The organism is Nocardioides sp. 503, from assembly GCF_004522095.1.
GTDB lineage: Bacteria > Actinomycetota > Actinomycetes > Propionibacteriales > Nocardioidaceae > Nocardioides.
This window is the reverse complement of sequence record NZ_SPUI01000003.1, coordinates 839,166-855,636: the sequence shown is the minus strand read 5'-3', so window position 1 is coordinate 855,636 and position 16,471 is coordinate 839,166. Positions and strand designations below refer to the sequence as shown.

Here is a 16,471-nt window from a genome sequence, read left to right as displayed (position 1 = left end):
ACTACTGCGCGTCGCGCAGTACCGCGCGCAACGAACGAGCCGGGCGCGTCGTCGGCGCCCTTCTGGAAATGCAGAAGGACCCCCGGGCCGCGTAGGCCGGGGGTCCTTCGGTGGAGCTGGGTCAGAAGACCCGTCGACGCGAACCGCCGATCGGGACCAGGTTCAGGATCAGGCCGACGACCAGGAGGATCGCGCCGATCGTGGTGAGGACCGGAATCGAGGCCACCAGGCCGATGATGAGCAGAATCAGACCGAGTACAACCATGGGAAAAACCATCCTCTCAAGATGTGTCTCTCCGAGCATGGCGGTGCGCATGCTGCGGCCGAACCACCCGCGCGGGTGGTTTTGTCCGGTCAGAGCAAGGGTATGGGCAAGAAACTTCGGATTACGGACAGATTTTACCCGTCAGCATGTAACGCCGCGATGGTCTCGTGGATCGCGAGCGTGCGTCGGGCCGTCTCCACGTGCAGGTTCTCGACCATCCGGCCGCGGTAGGTCACGACGCCGCTGCCCTGACCGCCCTCCCACGCCTCGAGCATGCCGCGGGCGTCCGCCACGGCCTGCTCGGAGGGCGCGAACGCCGCGTTGGCGCCCTCGACCTGACCGGGGTGGATGACGGTCTTGCCGTCGAAGCCCATCTCGCGTCCCTGCTGGCACTCGGCCAGGAAGCCCTCGGTGTCCTTGACGTCGTTGTAGACGCCGTCCAGGATCGCCGTGCCCGTGGCGCGCGCGGCGAGCAGCGCCAGCGAGAGCCCGGTCAGCAGCGGGTGCCGGCCCGGGACGTGCTCGGCGTACAGCTCCTTGGCCAGGTCGTTGGTGCCCATGACCAGCACGGTCAGCCGCTCGGAGGCGCCGGCGATCTCCTCGGCGTGGAGCATCGCCCGCGGGGTCTCGACCATGGCCCAGAGCGCGGTGCGCTCCGGTGCGCCGTGCCGCTCCAGGGTGTCGACGAGGGTGCGGACCGCCTCGGCACTGTCGACCTTGGGGACGACGATCGCGTCCGGGCCGGCGGCGCACGCGGCGGCCAGGTCGTCGGCGTGCCACTCGGTGTCGGCGGCGTTGACGCGGATGGTGAGCTCGCGCCGCCCGTAGGCGCCGCTCGAGGCCGCGGCGCAGACCGCCTCGCGCGCCTGGGCCTTGGCGTCGGGGGAGACGGAGTCCTCCAGGTCGAGGATCAGCCCGTCGACCGGCAGGGTCTTGGCCTTCTCGAGCGCCTTGGCGTTGGAGCCCGGCATGTAGAGGACCGAGCGCCGCGGCCGGAAGGTGGGGTCGGTCATGTCAGGCCTCCGGGGTGGGGATGGCGTCGTACTGCGCCTTGAGCTCGGGGTCGATCGCGGCCAGCTGCTCGGCGAGACGGACCATCACCAGGCACTGCTTGAGCGAGGCGTCGTCCTCCATCTTGCCGTCGATCATGACCGCGCCGGTGCCGTCGCCCATGGCGGCCGCGACCCGGCGCGCGTGGGCGACGTCCTCGACGCTGGGGCTGAAGACCCGGTGGGCGATGGCGATCTGCTTGGGGTGCAGGCTCCAGGTGCCGACGCAGCCGAGCAGGAAGGCGTTGCGGAACTGGTCCTCGCACGCCGTCACGTCGGAGATGTCGCCGAACGGCCCGTAGTAGGGGTAGATCCCGTGCATCGCGCAGGCGTCGACCATGCGCGCGATCGTGTAGTGCCACAGGTCCTGCTGGTACGTCGCCCGGCGGGCCTCGAGGTTGGCCACGCCGTCGACGCGGGGCGGGTCCTCGCGGACGAGGTAGCCGGGGTGGCCGCCGCCGACGCGGGTGGTCTTCATCCGGCGGTCGGCGGCAAGGTCGGCCGGACCGAGCGAGAGGCCCTGCATGCGCGGCGAGGCGCCGCAGATCTCCTCGACGTTGGCCATGCCGCGGGCGGTCTCGAGGATCGCGTGGACGAGGATCGGGCGGTCCAGCCCGGCCTTGGCCTCGAGCTGCGCGAGCAGCCGGTCGACGTAGTGGATGTCCTCGGCGCCCTGCACCTTGGGCACCATGACCACGTCGAGCCGGTCGCCGATGGCCGGCACCAGCGTGGTCAGGTCGTCCAGCGCCCAGGGGCTGTCGAGGCTGTTGATGCGGGTCCACAGCTGGGTCGTCGCGTCGGGCCCGCCCAGGTCGGGGGTGTCCTGCGCGATACGGACCAGCCCCTCGCGCGCGGCGAGCTTGTTGTCGGCCTTGACCGCGTCCTCGAGGTTGCCGAGCAGCACGTCGACGGTGCCGACCATCGCCGGGACCTTGGCGGCCATCTTCTCGTTGCTCGGGTCGAAGAAGTGGATCGCGCGGCTGGGCCGCGCCGGGATCTCGGTCAGCGGGGTGGGCGCCCCGACGGCCAGCGGGCGGAAGAAGTCCTTGGCGCTGCGCAACGCGGTCATGGCCGGGAAAGTACCAGCGGGCCCGCCGGGCGGGTATGACCGATCTAACGTGCGGGAGTTTCACCGGGTACCCGGTGAAACTCACGCTTCCGGTGCGAAGCTTCGGCCCGGAAGCGTGAGTTTCAGGCGGGCAGTGGGGCGTCAGGGACGGGAGCGACGCCACCAGCGGCGCCGGCCCGACCGGCCCGCCTCGTCGGACGGCCCAGCAGCAGCCGCCGCAGCCGCTCGGGCCGCGCGCCGCTCCTCGCGCCGCCGGTGCCAGGCCGCGACCGTCTCGTCGACGTCGCGCGGCATCGTGACCAGGGGCGGCTGACCGTCCTGGGGGGAGTAGCGGGCGCGCATCACCCGCGCGTTGAAGTCCTCGACCTCGCGCCGTACCTCCGCCTCGGAGAAGAGCTCGTCGAGCCGGTCGTCGAGCTCGGCGTCGTCCTTGCGCAGCTGCAGCGACGGGGGGAGGACCGCGATGCGCTCCCGCTCGACGAGCTTCCTCAGCCACCAGTCGGGGTCGTGGCTGGCGCCGAGGTCCTTGATCGGCTTGCCGGCGCCGGGCAGGTCGTCGAACTCGCCCTTCTCCATCGCGATCCGGATCTGCTGGTCCACCCACGTGTGCTGGTGGGCCATGCGCGCGGCGGCGGCGCTCCTGCCGGTGCGGTCGTCCCGCTGCTTGTCGTGGTCGGTCATCGTCATCACTCCCAGGCCCCCAGGATATGCGGCGGCTGGCTAGCGTGGGCGGCATGGACCTCATCGAGCTGCCCGCCGACGACGGCGCCGCCGAAGCCTGCCTCGCCCGCCCTGAGTCGGGCTCGGGACCGGGCGTGCTGCTCTTCATGGACGCGATCGGCCTGCGCCCACGGATCCAGGAGATGTGCGACCGCATCGCCGGGTGGGGCTACGTCGTGCTGGCACCGAACGTCTTCTACCGCGACGGCACCGTGGCCGAGATCGCGCCGAGGGTCGACCTTCGCGAGCCCGGCGCGCGGGAGGAGTTCTTCGCCGGCGCCATGCCCCGCGTGCACGGGCTCACCCCGGACCTGTCGGTGCCCGACATCGCGGCCTTCGTCGAGCACCTCCGCGGTCTGGGCGGCGTGGCCGAGGGCTCGATCGGCACCGTGGGCTACTGCATGGGCGCCCGGCTCGCGGTGCGCGCCGCCACCTCCCACCCCGCCCTGGTCGCGGCGTGCGCGGGCTTCCACGGCGGCGGCCTCGTCACCGACGAGCAGGACAGCCCGCACGCGGGGCTGGCGTCCGCGCGCGCCGAGTTCGTCTTCGGGCACGCCGACCAGGACCCCTCCATGCCGCCGGAAGCCGTCGCCGCCCTGGGGGAGGCGCTGGGCGCGCACGGTCTGACCGCGAGCAACGAGGTCTACCCCGGGGCGCCCCACGGCTACACGATGTCCGACACCTCGGCGTACGACGAGGCCGCCACCGAGCGGCACTTCAGCGAGCTGCAGGCGTTGCTGGCTCGGGTCCTTCCGACGTGACGCGGTCGGAGAACGCGTGCTTCGGCGCCGCCAGCAGCGACACCGCCGCGAGGAGCGCCGCCGCGGAGCAGACCGCCCACACGGTGAGGTAGCCGGACAGCGGCGCCTCCGCCTCCGTGACGCCCTCGATCCCCTTGCTGGCCAGGGCGATCGCGAAGATCGAGGACGCGATCGCGCCGCCGACCGTCTTGGTCGCGTTGGTCATGCCGGTCGCGAAGCCGGTGCGGTCCGGAGGGGCTGCGGCCGCGGCGGCGGCCGGCAGGGCGGCGACGAGCGCGCCCGACCCGAGGCCGGCGATCCCCATGTTGAGCAGCGCCTGCCCGGTGCTGTCGTGGAAGGGGATCCACAGGGCGTAGCCCAGCGCCACCAGCAGGCACGACACCATCAGCGCGCGCCGCACGCCGAGCCACCGGGACGTCAGCGGGAGCGTGAACGCGCCGATCGCGAGCGTGATGACGTAGACGCCGATCAGGGTCGACACGAACGCCGACTCGGCGCCGAGCCCGTAGCCGCGCTCGGCGGGGTCGGCCTGGGCGAAGGTGGACAGCGGGATCTGCCCGCCCAGCACCGGGATGCCGAAGAGGAACGCCGTCGCCTGGATCGGCCACTGCCGGGCGCTGGCGAGCAGGCGGACGTCGACCATCGGCTCGGCCTGGCGCGTCTCGTAGCGCCAGAACGGCACGAGCGCGGCGAGGCCGGCCACGACGAGCAGCCACGCGACGGGGCTGCCGGCACCCTCGAGGCGCAGCACCACGAGCCCGGCCATCACGAGCCCGAGGGCGACCGTGATCAGCCCGAGGCCGCCCCAGTCGACGCCGCCGGTCGCCTCGCCCGGCGCGTTCTCGATGCCGACCAGGATCACGAAGAACACCGCGGTGACGACCAGCGCCGGGATGGCCAGGATCAGGTTCATGTCGAGGGAGTCCACGAGGATCCCGCTGCTGAGCGCGCCGACGATGACGGCCAGCTCGAGCGCGCCGACCAGGACCGCCGCGCCCCGCCGGGTCAGCAGCTCCTGCCGGCCCGTGTCGCGCGTGCGCCGGTGGATGATCGACACCTCGAGCGGCAGCCAGACGACGTACGCGCCCTGGAGCGCCCAGCCGATCAGGAACGTCTCGAACGACGGCGCGAACGCCAGCAGCCAGGAGCCCAGAGCGGTGACGGCCGTGGACAGCAGCAGCACCCGCTGGTGGCCGACGAGGTCGCCCAGACGGCAGAGCAGCGGTACGCACAGGGCGCTGACGATCAGCTGGGCCGCCTCGAACCAGTTGACGTCGCCCTCGCTGATGTCGAGGTGGTCGGCGATCTGCGGGAAGATCGGCGTGTAGTAGCCCTGCAGCACCCCGCTCGCGATCTCGACCGCGACCAGGAAGCCCACGATCAGGCCGAGCCCCTTCACCGCCTGGCCGCCGCGCGACGTCACCCGGGGACTGCTCATGCGGGGATCCTCTCGATCAGGCGCTGGTACCACCGGACGCCGTCGACGAACGCGTCGACGCCGAGGTGCTCGTCGTAGCTGTGGATGGCCTGCCGCTGGGCCTTGGTCATGCGGAACGGCGCGAAGCGGTAGACGCGCTCGCAGATCGTGGTGAAGAACCGGGAGTCGGTGGCGGCCATCATCACGTACGGCGCCGCGACGGCGTCCGGGAAGACCTCGCCGATCGTGGCCTCGAGCAGCTCGAAGGCCTCGTCCATGGGCGAGACCGGGCTCGGCTCGTTGCGCTCGACGACGTCGAGCTCCACCTGGTCGTCGCCGACGACCGTGCGCACGTGCTCGAGGACGTCGGCCACGGTGTCACCGACCATGATCCGGATGTTGACCCCGGCCCGTGCGGTGGCGGCGATGACGTTGAGCGCCGGCGATCCCGACAGCGTCGTCACCGCGAACGTCGTCCGGGTCATCGCGCTCGTCTCGGGACCGGCCGCCAGGAGCGCGCGGGTGAGCAGCGGCTTGAGCCGCGCGGCGTTCGCGAAGACCGGACGCAGCGGGAGCGGGCCGTGCGGCGCCATCCGCCGGAACAGCTCGATCGTGGGCGAGGGCGTGCGCGGCGCCATCGGGGCGCGGTCGAGGCGCACGATCGCCCGGGCGATGCGCGCCGTGGGACCCATCGGGGTCGGGGTGCTCGCGTGACCGCCGCGGCCCTCCACGCGCAGCTCCAGGCTCGTGACGCCCTTCTCGGTGAGGCCGATGACGCCGATCGGCGCCCTCACCCCCGGGAACGCCTCGCTCGCGACGGCGCCACCCTCGTCGAGGACGAACCACGGTCGTACGCCGCGGCGCGTGAGCTCCTCGACGGCCAGGACGGCGGAGGCGCCCGAGACCTCCTCGTTGCAGCCGAACGACAGCCACACGTCCTGGGCGGGCGTGAAGCCGTGCTCCAGCAGGGTCTCGACGGCCTCGCAGATGGCGACCAGGGAGCCCTTGTCGTCCAGGGTGCCGCGGCCCCAGATGTGGCCGTCGACGACGTCGCCGCCGAAGGCCGGGTGCTGCCAGGCGCCCTCGACCGGCACGACGTCGAGGTGGGCCATCAGCACCACAGGTCGCGCGGCGCTCGCGCCGGGCCAGTGGAAGAGCAGCCCGTGGCTGTCCACGCGGGTCAGCTCCAGGCTCTCGTGGAGCACCGGGAACTGCCGGGCCAGCTCGGCCACGAAGTCGTCGAAGGCCTGCACGTCGACCCGGTCGGGGTCGCGGTCGCTGACGGTGGGGATCCGGACGAGCGCCTGCAGCTTGGCCACGGCGCGCGGCGGCTCGGGCTCACCCTCCCTCACGGACATGGGAGGCACCGTACTGGTCGAGGTGCCCTCCCGTCCGGAGTCTCGGATCCGAGATGGCGGGCAGGTCGCCGCCGTTGACCCGTCCAGGACGGGACGCTTCGCTGGGTCAGTGCCCCCAGCGACCGCGATGGACGACGTCGGTCCACGGTCTGCGGGCCCGCCGCGCGGGCGAGCCGGCGTTGCCGGTGTCGGGGAGCCGGTGGCCGATCGTGACCACGCCGACCGGGTCGAAGTCGTCCGGGATGCCGAGCTCGGCGCGCACCCGAGCCTCGTGGGGCGCGAAGATCCCGAAGAAGCAGGCGCCCAGGCCCGCGTCCGTCGCGGTCTGCAGGATCAGCAGCGAGGCCATGGCCGCGTCCATGTGCCAGAACGGCATCGACCAGCGCCCCTCGTCGCGGTCGGTCCAGCCCTTGTCGGGCTCCGCGTAGCGGTCGAGGTAGGCCGCCTTGCTGGAGCACGGCACGATCACCACCGGCGCGGTCATCAGCCCCGCCAGCCAGTCGTCGGGGTCGTCCACGCGGTCGGACGAAGCGACCCAGAACCGTCGCACGTCCTCGGGGGTGTCCAGCCGCACGAACGCCCAGCCCTGGCTGAAGCCGGCGCTCGGCGCGTGGGTGGCGTTCTCCAGCGCGCGGTCGACGATCGCCGGGTCGACGGGCCGGTCGGCGTAGCGACGGACCATGCGGCGGCGCCGTACGACGTCCTGGAAGTCCATGTGCACCAGTATGGGAGCCACGATGGCTGACGACTTCGAGCGGATGTGGGCGGACCTGGCGCCGGTCGGGCGGTCGGCGGCCTCCGGCGGCTACTTCCGCCAGCCCTACCTCGCCGCGGAGACCGAGCTGCGCGCGTGGTTCGTCGAGCAGGCCACCGCGCGGGACCTCACGGTCGAGGCCGACGGCCTCGGCAACGTCGTCGCCTGGTGGGACGCTCCGTCGGTCGAGGGGGGAGACGTCCTCACCGGCTCGCACCTCGACTCGGTGCTCGACGGCGGCGCCTACGACGGTCCGCTCGGCGTGGTCTCCGCGCTGGCGGCCGTGGACCTCCTGCGCTCGCGCGGGTTCGTGCCCGGCCGGCGGATCGGGGTCTCGGTGTTCGCCGAGGAGGAGGGCTCGCGCTTCGGGCTGGCCTGCCTGGGGTCGCGGCTGGCGACCGGAGCCCTGTCCTGGGCCGACGCCCGCGAGCTCCGGGACCGCGACGGCGTCGCCCTGCCCGACGCGCTGGAGGCGGTCGGCCTGGACGGCTCGATCCTGTCGCTGACCGACGTGGCGACGTTCGTCGAGCTCCACGTCGAGCAGGGGCGTGACCTGGTCGACCGCGGCGCTGCCGTGGGAGCGGCGAGCGGGATCTGGCCGCACGGTCGCTACCGCTTCGACTTCGCAGGCGAGGCCAACCACGCCGGCACCACGCGGATGGAGGACCGCGCCGACCCCATGCTGACCTACGCGATGACCGCCCTCGCCGCCCACAAGCAGGCCCGGCTGGCCGGCGCGCGCGCGACCTTCGGGCGCGTCGAGGTCACCCCCAACGGCACGAACGCCGTCCCGTCGCAGGTCACCGCCTGGCTGGACGCGCGTGGCGAGAGCGACGAAGCCCTGGCGGCGCTGGTCGAGACCGTGTCGCGCCAGGGGGCCGACCGCGCCGGCCGCGACGGCACGTCGCTGGAGGTGACGGCGGAGTCGGTGTCGTCGTCGGTCGTCTTCGACGCGGGCCTCGCCGCGAGGATCGCCGCCGACCACGAGGGCGGCGACTGGCCGGTCGTCCCCACGCAGGCCGGCCACGACGCGGGCGTCCTGTCGCAGGCCGGCATCGCCTCCGCGATGCTCTTCGTGCGCAACCCGACCGGCGTCTCCCACTCACCCGCGGAGTCGGCGCGGATGCCCGACTGCCTCGTCGGCGTCAGCGCGCTGGCCGACACCCTCGAGCGGCTGGCGCGATGAGCACCGACCCCACGGCGTACCTGCTCGAGCGGGCCTGGGTCGACGGCGCGGTCGCCGACGACGTGCTGGTGACGATCGAGGGCGGGCGGTTCACTTCCGTCACACCGGCGGTACGAAACTCACGCTTCCCGTACGAAGCTTCATGCGGGAAGCGCGAGTTTCACCGGGTACCCGGTGAAACTCACCGGCTCCCCGGCCTCACCCTCCCGGGCCTGGCCAACTGCCACAGCCACGCGTTCCACCGCGCGCTGAGGGGCCGGACCCAGCGGGAGCGGGGCACGTTCTGGACCTGGCGCGAGCAGATGTACGCCGTGGCGGGGCGGCTCGACCCGGACGGCTACTTCGCGCTCGCGCGGGCGACGTACGGCGAGATGGCGGCGGCCGGGATCACCAGCGTGGGGGAGTTCCACTACCTGCACCACCAGCCCGACGGGACGCCCTACGACGACCCCAACGCGATGGGCCTGGCCCTGGTCGAGGCGGCCCGCGAGGCCGGCGTGCGGATCGCGCTGCTCGACACCTGCTACCTCAGCAGCGGGTTCGGCGAGCCCCCGCAGGGCGCGCAGACGCGCTACTCCGACGGTGACGCCCGGCGGTGGGCCGAGCGCGTGTCCCTCCTGCGACCCGATGACGCCACGGTCGTCGGTGCCGCGATCCACTCGGTGCGCGCCGTGCCCGACGACCAGCTGGCCACGGTGGTCGAGGCCAGCTCCGGACGACCGCTGCACGTGCACCTCTCAGAGCAGACGGCCGAGAACGACGCCTGCCTGGCGGCGTACGGCGTGACGCCCACGCGGCTGCTCGCCGACCACGGCATCCTCGGCCCGCTCACCACCGCCGTCCACGCCACCCACCTGACCGACGCCGACCTGGCCCTGCTCGGCGCCGGCGGCACCCACGCGTGCTTCTGCCCGACCACCGAGCGCGACCTCGGCGACGGCGTCGGCCTCAGCCGCCGGCTCCACGACGCGGGCAGCCCGCTGACGCTGGGCTCCGACAGCCACGCGGTCATCGACCTCTTCGAGGAGATGCGCGCCGTCGAGATGGACGAGCGGCTGACCGCGCGCACCCGGGGCCACTGGACGGCCGGGGAGCTCCTCACGGCGGCGACCACCACCGGCCACGCCAGCCTCGGCTTCCCCGACGCGGGCCACATCGCCGTCGGGCAGCGCGCCGACCTGGTCACCCTCGACACCGGCACCCCCCGCACCGCCGGCACCGGCGCCGACGCCCACACGGCGGTCTTCGCCGCGACGGCCGCCGACGTCGTCCACGTCGTGGCCGACGGCCGCGTGACCTTCCGCAGCGACGACCGCGAGCGGGTCGGCCGCGACCTCGCCGACGCCATCGAGAGGACCTGGGCATGAGCAGCACCCTGCTGACCGGCATCGCCGAGCTGACCACCTTCGCCACCGACGGGCCCGACGTCCTGGAGCGGGCCGCGCTCGTGATGGAGGGGTCCACGGTCGCCTGGGTCGGCCCCGAGGCCGAGGCGCCGGACGCCGACGAGCGCGTCGACCTCGGCGGTCGTGCGGTCATCCCCGGCTTCGTGGACAGCCACAGCCACCTGGTCTTCGCGGGCGACCGCTCCGCGGAGTTCACGGCCCGGATGGCCGGCGAGGCCTACGCCGCCGGCGGCATCCGCACCACCGTCGCTGCCACCCGGGCGGCCACCGACGAGCAGCTCACGGCCCACGTGGGCCGCCTGGTGCAGGAGATGCGCCGCCAGGGCACGACCACCCTCGAGATCAAGTCCGGCTACGGGCTCACCGTCCGCGACGAGGCGCGCAGCCTGGCCGTGGCGGCGCAGTTCACCGACGAGACGACGTTCCTCGGCGCGCACGTCGTGCCCGAGGGCGACCCCGCGGCGTACGTCGAGCTCGTCACCGGTCCGATGCTCGACGCGGCGGCGCCGTACGCGCGGTGGGTCGACGCGTTCTGCGAGACCGGTGCCTTCGACGTCGACCAGGCGCGCGCGGTGCTGGAGGCCGGGCGTGCCCACGGCCTGCGCGGGCGGTTGCACGCCAACCAGCTGGGGCCGGGCCCCGGGGTGCGGCTCGCCGCGGAGCTCGGGCTGGTCGCGGTCGACCACTGCACCTACCTCGACGACGCCGACGTCGACGCGCTGCGCGACTCCGGCACGATCGCCACCCTGCTGCCCGGCGTGGAGTTCTCCACCCGCCAGCCCTACCCCGACGCGCGGCGCCTGCTCGACGCCGGCGTGCGGGTCGCGATCGCCTCCGACTGCAACCCCGGCTCCAGCTTCACCAGCTCGCTGCCGTTCTGCGTCGCGCTGGCGGTGCGCGAGATGGGGATGACTCCCACGGAGGCCGTGCGCGCCGCGACCGCGACCGGCGCGGCCGCGCTCGACCGCGACGACGTCGGCGTCCTGGAGCCGGGGCGCCGGGCGGACCTGGTCGTTCTCGATGCTCCGAGCCACGTCCACCTGGCCTATCGTCCTGGTGTCCCGCTGGTCAGCAGCGTCTGGATGGGTGGCCGACCGCTCACCCCCTTCTCCTGAGGAGACGAACCATGTCCGGCGCCCGACTGGCCGCCCTCGCGGTCCACGCCTACACGGCGAGCGGATCGGTGCTGGCGCTGCTGATGGTGCACTACTCCTACCGCGGCGACGTCGAGACGGTGCTGTGGCTGTTCCTCGCCGCGATGGTCGTCGACGGGACCGACGGGATCCTCGCGCGGCGCTTCCGGGTCAAGGAGCTCGTGCCCGGCTTCGACGGCGCGCTGCTCGACAACATCGTCGACTACATGACCTACGTGCTGGCGCCGATGGCGCTGCTGTGGGCCAACGGCTACCTCCCCGACGGGCTCTTCGGCGGCGTGTGCGCGGTGGTGCCCCTGCTGGCCTCGTGCGTGCAGTTCTGCCGCACCGACGCCAAGGCGGTCGTGGCCGGCGACCACTTCTTCCTCGGCTTCCCCAGCTACTGGAACATCGTCGCCTTCTACGTCGTCGCCACCAGCCTCGGCACCGGCGTGACCGCCGCGGTCCTGCTCGTGTGCACCGTGCTGGTCTTCGTGCCGATCCGCTACGTCTACCCCTCGCGCACCGAGGCCCTGTGGCAGCTCACGTTCGTCCTCACGGCGCTCTGGTTCGCGGCGTACGCCGTGGTCGTCGCCCAGCTGCCCGACCCGAACAGCCTCGTGGTGGCGGGCTCGGTGGCCTACCTCGTCTACTACGTCGTGCTGAGCCTGTGGCTCACCCTGCGCGCCGAGTCCGCGCCGGCCCCTGAGGTGGGCGCGGGCACGGCCTAGCCCGATCTAAGGCACCTGCCCGATGCGGCGGCCTACCTCAGACGACGAACCTCAGGGGGACAACGAGACCTGAGGAGCTCCCATGAGCAGCAGCATCTACATCAAGAGCGAGGCCAGCTACCGCAGCGACCGGATCCGCCAGAGCGCGGTCCGCAACCGCAACGGTCGGGCGCGCCTGCCGTTCGTCCGTCGCCCTGCCGAGAGGACCGAGTTCGGCAACTGACACCGATGTCGGCGGCAACCGACATCATGGAGCCCATGGCGCACGCGATCACGACCCTGGTCGGTCGGGACGCCGAGCTGACGGAGATCGCCTCGTCGCTCGGCGTCCGGCCGACCGCGGACGGCACGCGGCCCCGCGGCGGGACCGTCCTGCTCTCGGGCGACGCCGGGGTCGGCAAGACCCGCCTGCTCCTGGAGCTGCGCGACCTGGCGCTCGCGGAGGGCTGGCAGGTCGTGGCCGGCCACTGTCTCGACTTCGGCGACAGCGCGCTGCCCTACCTGCCGTTCTCCGAGGTGCTGGGCCGGCTCGCCGTCGACCTGCCCGACGTCGTCGACTCGGTCGGCGCCGTCCACCCGGCGCTGGCGCGTCTCCAGCCGGGCCGTCGCGTCCTGTCCGCCCCCTCCGACGACGACGCCCAGTCGCTCGACCGCTCCGACCTGTTCGGTGCCGTGCACGCCCTGCTCGAGGCCGTCGCGGAGAAGTGCCCGGTCCTGCTGGTCATCGAGGACGCCCACTGGGCCGACCAGTCCACCCGCGACATGCTCGGCTTCCTCTTCTCGCGCGAGTTCGACGGCCCGGTGGCGATCGTCGCCTCCTACCGCTCCGACGACCTCCACCGCCGCCACCCGCTGCGCCGCCAGGTCGCGGAGTGGTCCCGCCTGCGCGGGGTCGACCGCATGGCGCTGGCGCCGCTGGCCGACGACGCCGTGCGGGCCCTGGTCGGCGAGCTGGTCCCGGCCGGGCTGACCGAGACCGAGCTGGGCGACATCGTGGCCCGCGCCGAGGGCAACGCCTTCTTCGTGGAGGAGCTGACGAGCGCGGCCTCCATGCCCGGCAGCTGGGTGCCCGCCGACCTCGCCGACGTCCTGCTCGTGCGCCTCGACCGCCTCGACGACACGGCGCGCCAGGTCGTCCGCGCGGCCAGCGCCAGCGGTCGCAAGGTCGCCCACGAGATGCTCGAGGCGGCCTCCGGCCTGGCGCCCGCCGCCCTTGACGAGGGCCTGCGCAAGGCCGTCGAGATGAACGTCCTCGTCGCCGACGGCGACCACTACTCCTTCCGCCACGCCCTCCTGGGCGAGGCCGTCTACGACGACCTGCTGCCCGGCGAGCGCGTGCGCCTGCACCGCCAGTACGCCGTGGCGCTCAGCGAGGGCAGGGCGCGCGGCACCGCCGCGGAGCTCGCCCGCCACGCCCGCCTCGCCAACGACCTGGACACCGCGCTGAGCGCCAGCATCCGCGCCGGCGACGAGGCCTCGGCCGTCGGTGGCCCCGACGAGGCGGCCTACCACTACCAGCAGGCGCTCGAGCTGCTCGCCGACCCCGAGCGCTGCGCGGGCGCCGACGTCGACCTCTCCAAGCTCGTCGTCGCCGCGGCCGACGCCCTGACCGCGAGCGGCGACCCCGAGCGCGCGGTCGCCGTCATCCAGGAGCAGCTCGACCGGCTGCCGGCCGACGCCTCCGACGTCTGGCGCTCGCGGATGCTCATCGCCCAGGCCCACGCCCTCCACCTCACCGAGAGCACCGAGGACCCCGCCGACCTCTCGGCCCGGGCTCTGGCACTGGCGCCGGAGGGGGAGAGCCCGCTGCGGGCACGCGCACTGGCCACTCACGCCCGCATCCTGGCGTCCTGGGGACGCTACGACGAGGCGCAGACCTTCGGCATGGACGCGCTGGCCCTGGCCGAGCGGCTCGACCTCAACGAGCTCGCCTCCGACGCCATCACCACCCTGAGCGGGCTGAAGAAGGCCGGCCCCAAGGAGGGCCTGCGGGCCGCCCTCGACGAGGCGGTGGTGCGGGCCGAGCGCGCCGGTGCGATCCACGCGGAGCTGCGCGGGCGCTTCTTCCTCGGGCGCTCCTACGAGGACTGGGGCGAGTTCGACCAGGCCGTCGCGTGGTTCAGCAGCGCCATCGCGCGCGCCGAGGCGGCCGGCATCCCGTGGGCGCCCTACGGCTTCGAGTCCCGCTGGCAGCTGGGCATGGTCCACTTCTATCGCGGCGAGTGGGACGAGGTCGTCCGGCTGATCGAGGTGCTCGACCCCCCACCGCCGCCGATCCCCCGAGCGCTGCTGCTGCCGCTGCGCCTCCACGTCGAGCAGGCGCGCGGCGCCGACGTCGAGCGCGCGGTCAAGGCGCTGCGCAAGTTCTGGGCGCGCGAGGGCTCCATCGCCATCCACGCCGCCGAGCTGGAGATGGTCGCCGCGTCACGCCGCGACGACCCGGCCGCCGCCCTGGCGGTCTACGCCGACGCCGTGTCGGTACTGAGCGGCATCTGGCACCCGTGGTTCAGCGCCCGCATCCGCCTGGCCGCGGTCGCGATCGCGGCGATCTCCGCCTCGCTGCCCCGCATGAGCGGCGCCGAGCGCAGCGACCACTCCGCGGTCGTCGACCGGCTCTGCGCCGACGGCCACCACGTGCTCGACCGCTACACCGACCCCTCGGGCCACTGGGGTCCCGAGGGCCGGGCCTGGGTCAAGCGCCTGGACGCCGAGACGCTGCGTGCCCGCTGGCTCATCGGCGGGGACGACGCCCCCGGCCAGGACGTGCTCGTCGAGACCTGGCGCGAGGCCGTCATCCTCTTCGACGACTTCGCACACGTCTACGAGCTCGCCGCCGTCCGCGTCGCGCTGGCCGGGATCCTGCGAGCCACGGGCGAGGTGGCCGAGGCGCGCGAGGTGGGAGACCTTGCCCGCGCGGCGGCCCGCCGGCTGGGGGCCCAGCCGCTGCTCGACGAGCTGCGCGCGAGCGGCGGCGTCGCCGCGCGGTCCGGCGCGGCCCCCGACGCGCTGACCGCCCGCGAGCGGGAGATCCTGGCGCTGGTCGCCGACGGTCGCAGCAACGGCGAGGTCGCCAAGCAGCTCTTCATCTCGACCAAGACCGTTTCGGTCCACGTCTCCCACATCCTGGCCAAGCTGGGCGCCTCCGGCCGCACCGAGGCGGCCGCCATCGCCCGCCGGCGCGGGCTGCTGGGTCAGTAGCCGGTCGGCCTGCCGTCGAGCTCGAGCCAGTCGGCGAACAGCTGGTCGAGCTGCTGGCCGGAGACCTCCTCGGCGACGGCGACGAGGTCGGCGGTGGTGGCGGTGCCGTGGCGGTAGGTGCGCGCCCACGCCTTGAGGACCGCGAAGAAGTCGGCGTCGCCGATCCGCTCGCGCAGCGCCTGCAGGGTCATCGCGCCGCGGAGGTAGACCGGGTCGCCGAAGAGGTCCCGGGAGTCGGTGAACTCGGTGGGCGCGGGGCTCCACAGCCTCGCCGAGGCGGGCCGGGCGTAGAGCGAGTCGAACTGCTGGGCGGGGGTGGTGCCGCCCTTGCGTGCTTCCCACAGCCACTCCGCGTAGGTCGCGAAGCCCTCGGCCAGCCACAGGTCGTGCCAGTCGCCGACCGTGACGGAGTCGCCGTACCACTGGTGCGCCATCTCGTGCACGAGCGTGACCTCGTCGACGGAGTAGGGGAAGAACGGCCGGGTCTGGGTCTCGAGCGCGTAGCCCACGTCGGCGTCGTCGACGAGCAGGCCGGTCGAGGTGAACGGGTAGGGCCCGAAGAGACGCTCCTCGAACCTCAGCACCCGCGGCAGCGCGCGGCGGATCGAGCGCGGCACGTCCCGCTTGCGGTCGGCGAAGGTCCACACCGGGATCCGGCGACCGGTGACCGAGGTGACCTGGGAGTGGTGGGCCGTGAACCGGCCGATCGCCACCGTCGCGAGGTACGTCGCCATCGGGTCGCGCGCCCGCCAGGTCCAGGTGGTGCTCCGACCGTGGTTGCGGCGGCCCTGGAGGTCGCCGTTGGCGACCGCCGTCGTGCCCCGCGGCACCGTGACCCGGTAGCGGTAGGTCGCCTTGTCGCCGGGGGTGTTGTCGGAGGGGATCCAGGTCATGGTGCCGACCGGCTCGCCCAGGGCGACGGCGCCGTCGGGGGTGCGGACCCAGCCCTCGCGGGAGCCGTCGGGGTCGCGGTAGGTGCGCGGGACCCCGCGGTAGGCCACGGCCACGGAGAAGCGGCCCTGGACGGGCCGGCGCGGCGTGACGACCAGGTGCTGGCCGCTGCGACGCCACCGGGCCCGGGAGCCCCCGACCCGCACCGAGGTGACCCGCATGCCCACCAGGTCGAGCCGGAACGACGTCAGCCGGGTCGGGGCGCTCGCGTCGAGCCGGGTGCGAGCCCTCAGCCGGTTGGTCGTCGGGTCGTAGCGCAGCCGCACGTCGTAGTGCACCGCGTCGTAGCTCCGGTCGCCCAGCCGCGGGAAGAGCGTGTCCGGACCGCCCGGAGGAGGCGCGGCGAAGGCCGGGGCCAGCGCGAGGACGAGCGGGACGACGGCCAGCAGCGGCAGCAACCGCCCGCGCAGGAGTGAGGGCACCCACCGAGCCTAGACCGGCCGCCCGTGTAGAGGCCGTCGTCCTGGGGTAGG

At 73.6% G+C, this 16,471-nt stretch carries 15 protein-coding genes; 7 read left to right on the top strand and 8 right to left on the bottom strand.

Features of this window, described 5'->3' with window-relative positions:
- Positions 1 to 121: 121 nt before the first annotated feature.
- The 4 genes from E4622_RS11385 to E4622_RS11370 all read right to left on the bottom strand — a co-directional run bounded on the left by E4622_RS11385 (position 122) and on the right by E4622_RS11370 (position 3,064).
- Complete coding sequence (locus E4622_RS11385) at positions 122 to 316, bottom strand: hypothetical protein (RefSeq protein ID WP_134740294.1); 195 nt, start codon at positions 314 to 316, stop codon at positions 122 to 124.
- Between the two features lie 83 nt (positions 317 to 399).
- On the bottom strand, positions 400 to 1,278 hold the full coding sequence (locus tag E4622_RS11380; RefSeq protein WP_134740293.1) for a CoA ester lyase: 879 nt from the start codon (positions 1,276 to 1,278) through the stop codon (positions 400 to 402).
- A gap of 1 nt (position 1,279) precedes the next feature.
- Positions 1,280 to 2,383 carry a CoA ester lyase gene (locus E4622_RS11375; protein ID WP_209021880.1) on the bottom strand — a complete coding sequence of 368 codons (1,104 nt, stop codon included), beginning with the start codon at positions 2,381 to 2,383 and terminating at the stop codon, positions 1,280 to 1,282.
- Positions 2,384 to 2,524: 141 nt separating this feature from the next.
- A complete protein-coding gene (locus tag E4622_RS11370) occupies positions 2,525 to 3,064 on the bottom strand; it encodes a DUF1992 domain-containing protein (protein ID WP_134740292.1) in 540 nt (179 codons plus the stop codon).
- A gap of 53 nt (positions 3,065 to 3,117) precedes the next feature.
- Here E4622_RS11370 and E4622_RS11365 point away from each other — a divergent pair, with 53 nt between their 5' ends.
- On the top strand, positions 3,118 to 3,864 hold the full coding sequence (locus E4622_RS11365) for a dienelactone hydrolase family protein (RefSeq protein WP_134740291.1): 747 nt from the start codon (positions 3,118 to 3,120) through the stop codon (positions 3,862 to 3,864).
- Here the strand turns inward: E4622_RS11365 and E4622_RS11360 are convergent.
- The 3 genes from E4622_RS11360 to E4622_RS11350 form a co-directional block, all read right to left on the bottom strand.
- Positions 3,821 to 5,302: an MFS transporter gene (locus tag E4622_RS11360; protein ID WP_134740290.1), complete on the bottom strand. Its 1,482-nt coding sequence runs from the start codon at positions 5,300 to 5,302 to the stop codon at positions 3,821 to 3,823. The two genes, E4622_RS11365 and E4622_RS11360, sit on opposite strands and share 44 nt — an antisense overlap.
- Complete coding sequence (locus E4622_RS11355; protein ID WP_134740289.1) at positions 5,299 to 6,639, bottom strand: M20 family peptidase; 1,341 nt, start codon at positions 6,637 to 6,639, stop codon at positions 5,299 to 5,301. Before E4622_RS11355 ends, E4622_RS11360 begins: the two co-directional genes overlap by 4 nt.
- 106 nt (positions 6,640 to 6,745) lie before the next feature.
- Positions 6,746 to 7,354, bottom strand: a complete 609-nt coding sequence (locus E4622_RS11350) for a nitroreductase family protein (protein WP_134740288.1) — start codon at positions 7,352 to 7,354, stop codon at positions 6,746 to 6,748.
- 22 nt (positions 7,355 to 7,376) lie between these two features.
- Between E4622_RS11350 and E4622_RS11345 the strand changes: the two genes are divergently transcribed.
- From E4622_RS11345 to E4622_RS11325, 6 genes are all read left to right on the top strand, one after another.
- Positions 7,377 to 8,579, top strand: a complete 1,203-nt coding sequence (locus E4622_RS11345) for an allantoate amidohydrolase (RefSeq protein WP_134740287.1) — start codon at positions 7,377 to 7,379, stop codon at positions 8,577 to 8,579.
- A complete protein-coding gene (locus E4622_RS11340; protein ID WP_134740286.1) occupies positions 8,576 to 9,946 on the top strand; it encodes a formimidoylglutamate deiminase in 1,371 nt (456 codons plus the stop codon). Before E4622_RS11345 ends, E4622_RS11340 begins: the two co-directional genes overlap by 4 nt.
- Positions 9,943 to 11,100 carry an imidazolonepropionase gene (gene hutI, locus E4622_RS11335; protein WP_134740285.1) on the top strand — a complete coding sequence of 386 codons (1,158 nt, stop codon included), beginning with the start codon at positions 9,943 to 9,945 and terminating at the stop codon, positions 11,098 to 11,100. The genes E4622_RS11340 and hutI overlap by 4 nt, the downstream gene beginning before the upstream one ends.
- A gap of 11 nt (positions 11,101 to 11,111) precedes the next feature.
- The gene (locus tag E4622_RS11330; protein ID WP_134740284.1) at positions 11,112 to 11,849 is read left to right on the top strand and encodes a CDP-alcohol phosphatidyltransferase family protein; all 738 of its coding nucleotides are present in this window, start codon (positions 11,112 to 11,114) and stop codon (positions 11,847 to 11,849) included.
- An 82-nt stretch (positions 11,850 to 11,931) separates the two neighbouring features.
- The gene (locus tag E4622_RS22770; RefSeq protein WP_167736052.1) at positions 11,932 to 12,072 is read left to right on the top strand and encodes a hypothetical protein; all 141 of its coding nucleotides are present in this window, start codon (positions 11,932 to 11,934) and stop codon (positions 12,070 to 12,072) included.
- Between the two features lie 35 nt (positions 12,073 to 12,107).
- A complete protein-coding gene (locus tag E4622_RS11325) occupies positions 12,108 to 15,047 on the top strand; it encodes an AAA family ATPase (RefSeq protein ID WP_167736051.1) in 2,940 nt (979 codons plus the stop codon).
- Here the strand turns inward: E4622_RS11325 and E4622_RS11320 are convergent.
- Positions 15,041 to 16,420, bottom strand: coding sequence for a M1 family metallopeptidase (locus E4622_RS11320; protein WP_134740282.1), 1,380 nt, complete (start codon positions 16,418 to 16,420; stop codon positions 15,041 to 15,043). The genes E4622_RS11325 and E4622_RS11320 overlap by 7 nt on opposite strands.
- Positions 16,421 to 16,471: the final 51 nt, after the last annotated feature.

What these genes read in the sequence shown, in the direction of transcription:
- E4622_RS11385 (WP_134740294.1), bottom strand. Translation starts at nt 316, where the DNA reads ATGCGCACCGCCATGCTCGGAGAGACACATCTTGAGAGGATGGTTTTT.
- E4622_RS11380 (WP_134740293.1), bottom strand. Translation starts at nt 1,278, where the DNA reads ATGACCGACCCCACCTTCCGGCCGCGGCGCTCGGTCCTCTACATGCCG.
- E4622_RS11375 (WP_209021880.1), bottom strand. Translation starts at nt 2,383, where the DNA reads ATGACCGCGTTGCGCAGCGCCAAGGACTTCTTCCGCCCGCTGGCCGTC.
- E4622_RS11370 (WP_134740292.1), bottom strand. Translation starts at nt 3,064, where the DNA reads ATGACCGACCACGACAAGCAGCGGGACGACCGCACCGGCAGGAGCGCC.
- E4622_RS11365 (WP_134740291.1), top strand. Translation starts at nt 3,118, where the DNA reads ATGGACCTCATCGAGCTGCCCGCCGACGACGGCGCCGCCGAAGCCTGC.
- E4622_RS11360 (WP_134740290.1), bottom strand. Translation starts at nt 5,302, where the DNA reads ATGAGCAGTCCCCGGGTGACGTCGCGCGGCGGCCAGGCGGTGAAGGGG.
- E4622_RS11355 (WP_134740289.1), bottom strand. Translation starts at nt 6,639, where the DNA reads ATGTCCGTGAGGGAGGGTGAGCCCGAGCCGCCGCGCGCCGTGGCCAAG.
- E4622_RS11350 (WP_134740288.1), bottom strand. Translation starts at nt 7,354, where the DNA reads ATGGACTTCCAGGACGTCGTACGGCGCCGCCGCATGGTCCGTCGCTAC.
- E4622_RS11345 (WP_134740287.1), top strand. Translation starts at nt 7,377, where the DNA reads ATGGCTGACGACTTCGAGCGGATGTGGGCGGACCTGGCGCCGGTCGGG.
- E4622_RS11340 (WP_134740286.1), top strand. Translation starts at nt 8,576, where the DNA reads ATGAGCACCGACCCCACGGCGTACCTGCTCGAGCGGGCCTGGGTCGAC.
- hutI (WP_134740285.1), top strand. Translation starts at nt 9,943, where the DNA reads ATGAGCAGCACCCTGCTGACCGGCATCGCCGAGCTGACCACCTTCGCC.
- E4622_RS11330 (WP_134740284.1), top strand. Translation starts at nt 11,112, where the DNA reads ATGTCCGGCGCCCGACTGGCCGCCCTCGCGGTCCACGCCTACACGGCG.
- E4622_RS22770 (WP_167736052.1), top strand. Translation starts at nt 11,932, where the DNA reads ATGAGCAGCAGCATCTACATCAAGAGCGAGGCCAGCTACCGCAGCGAC.
- E4622_RS11325 (WP_167736051.1), top strand. Translation starts at nt 12,108, where the DNA reads ATGGCGCACGCGATCACGACCCTGGTCGGTCGGGACGCCGAGCTGACG.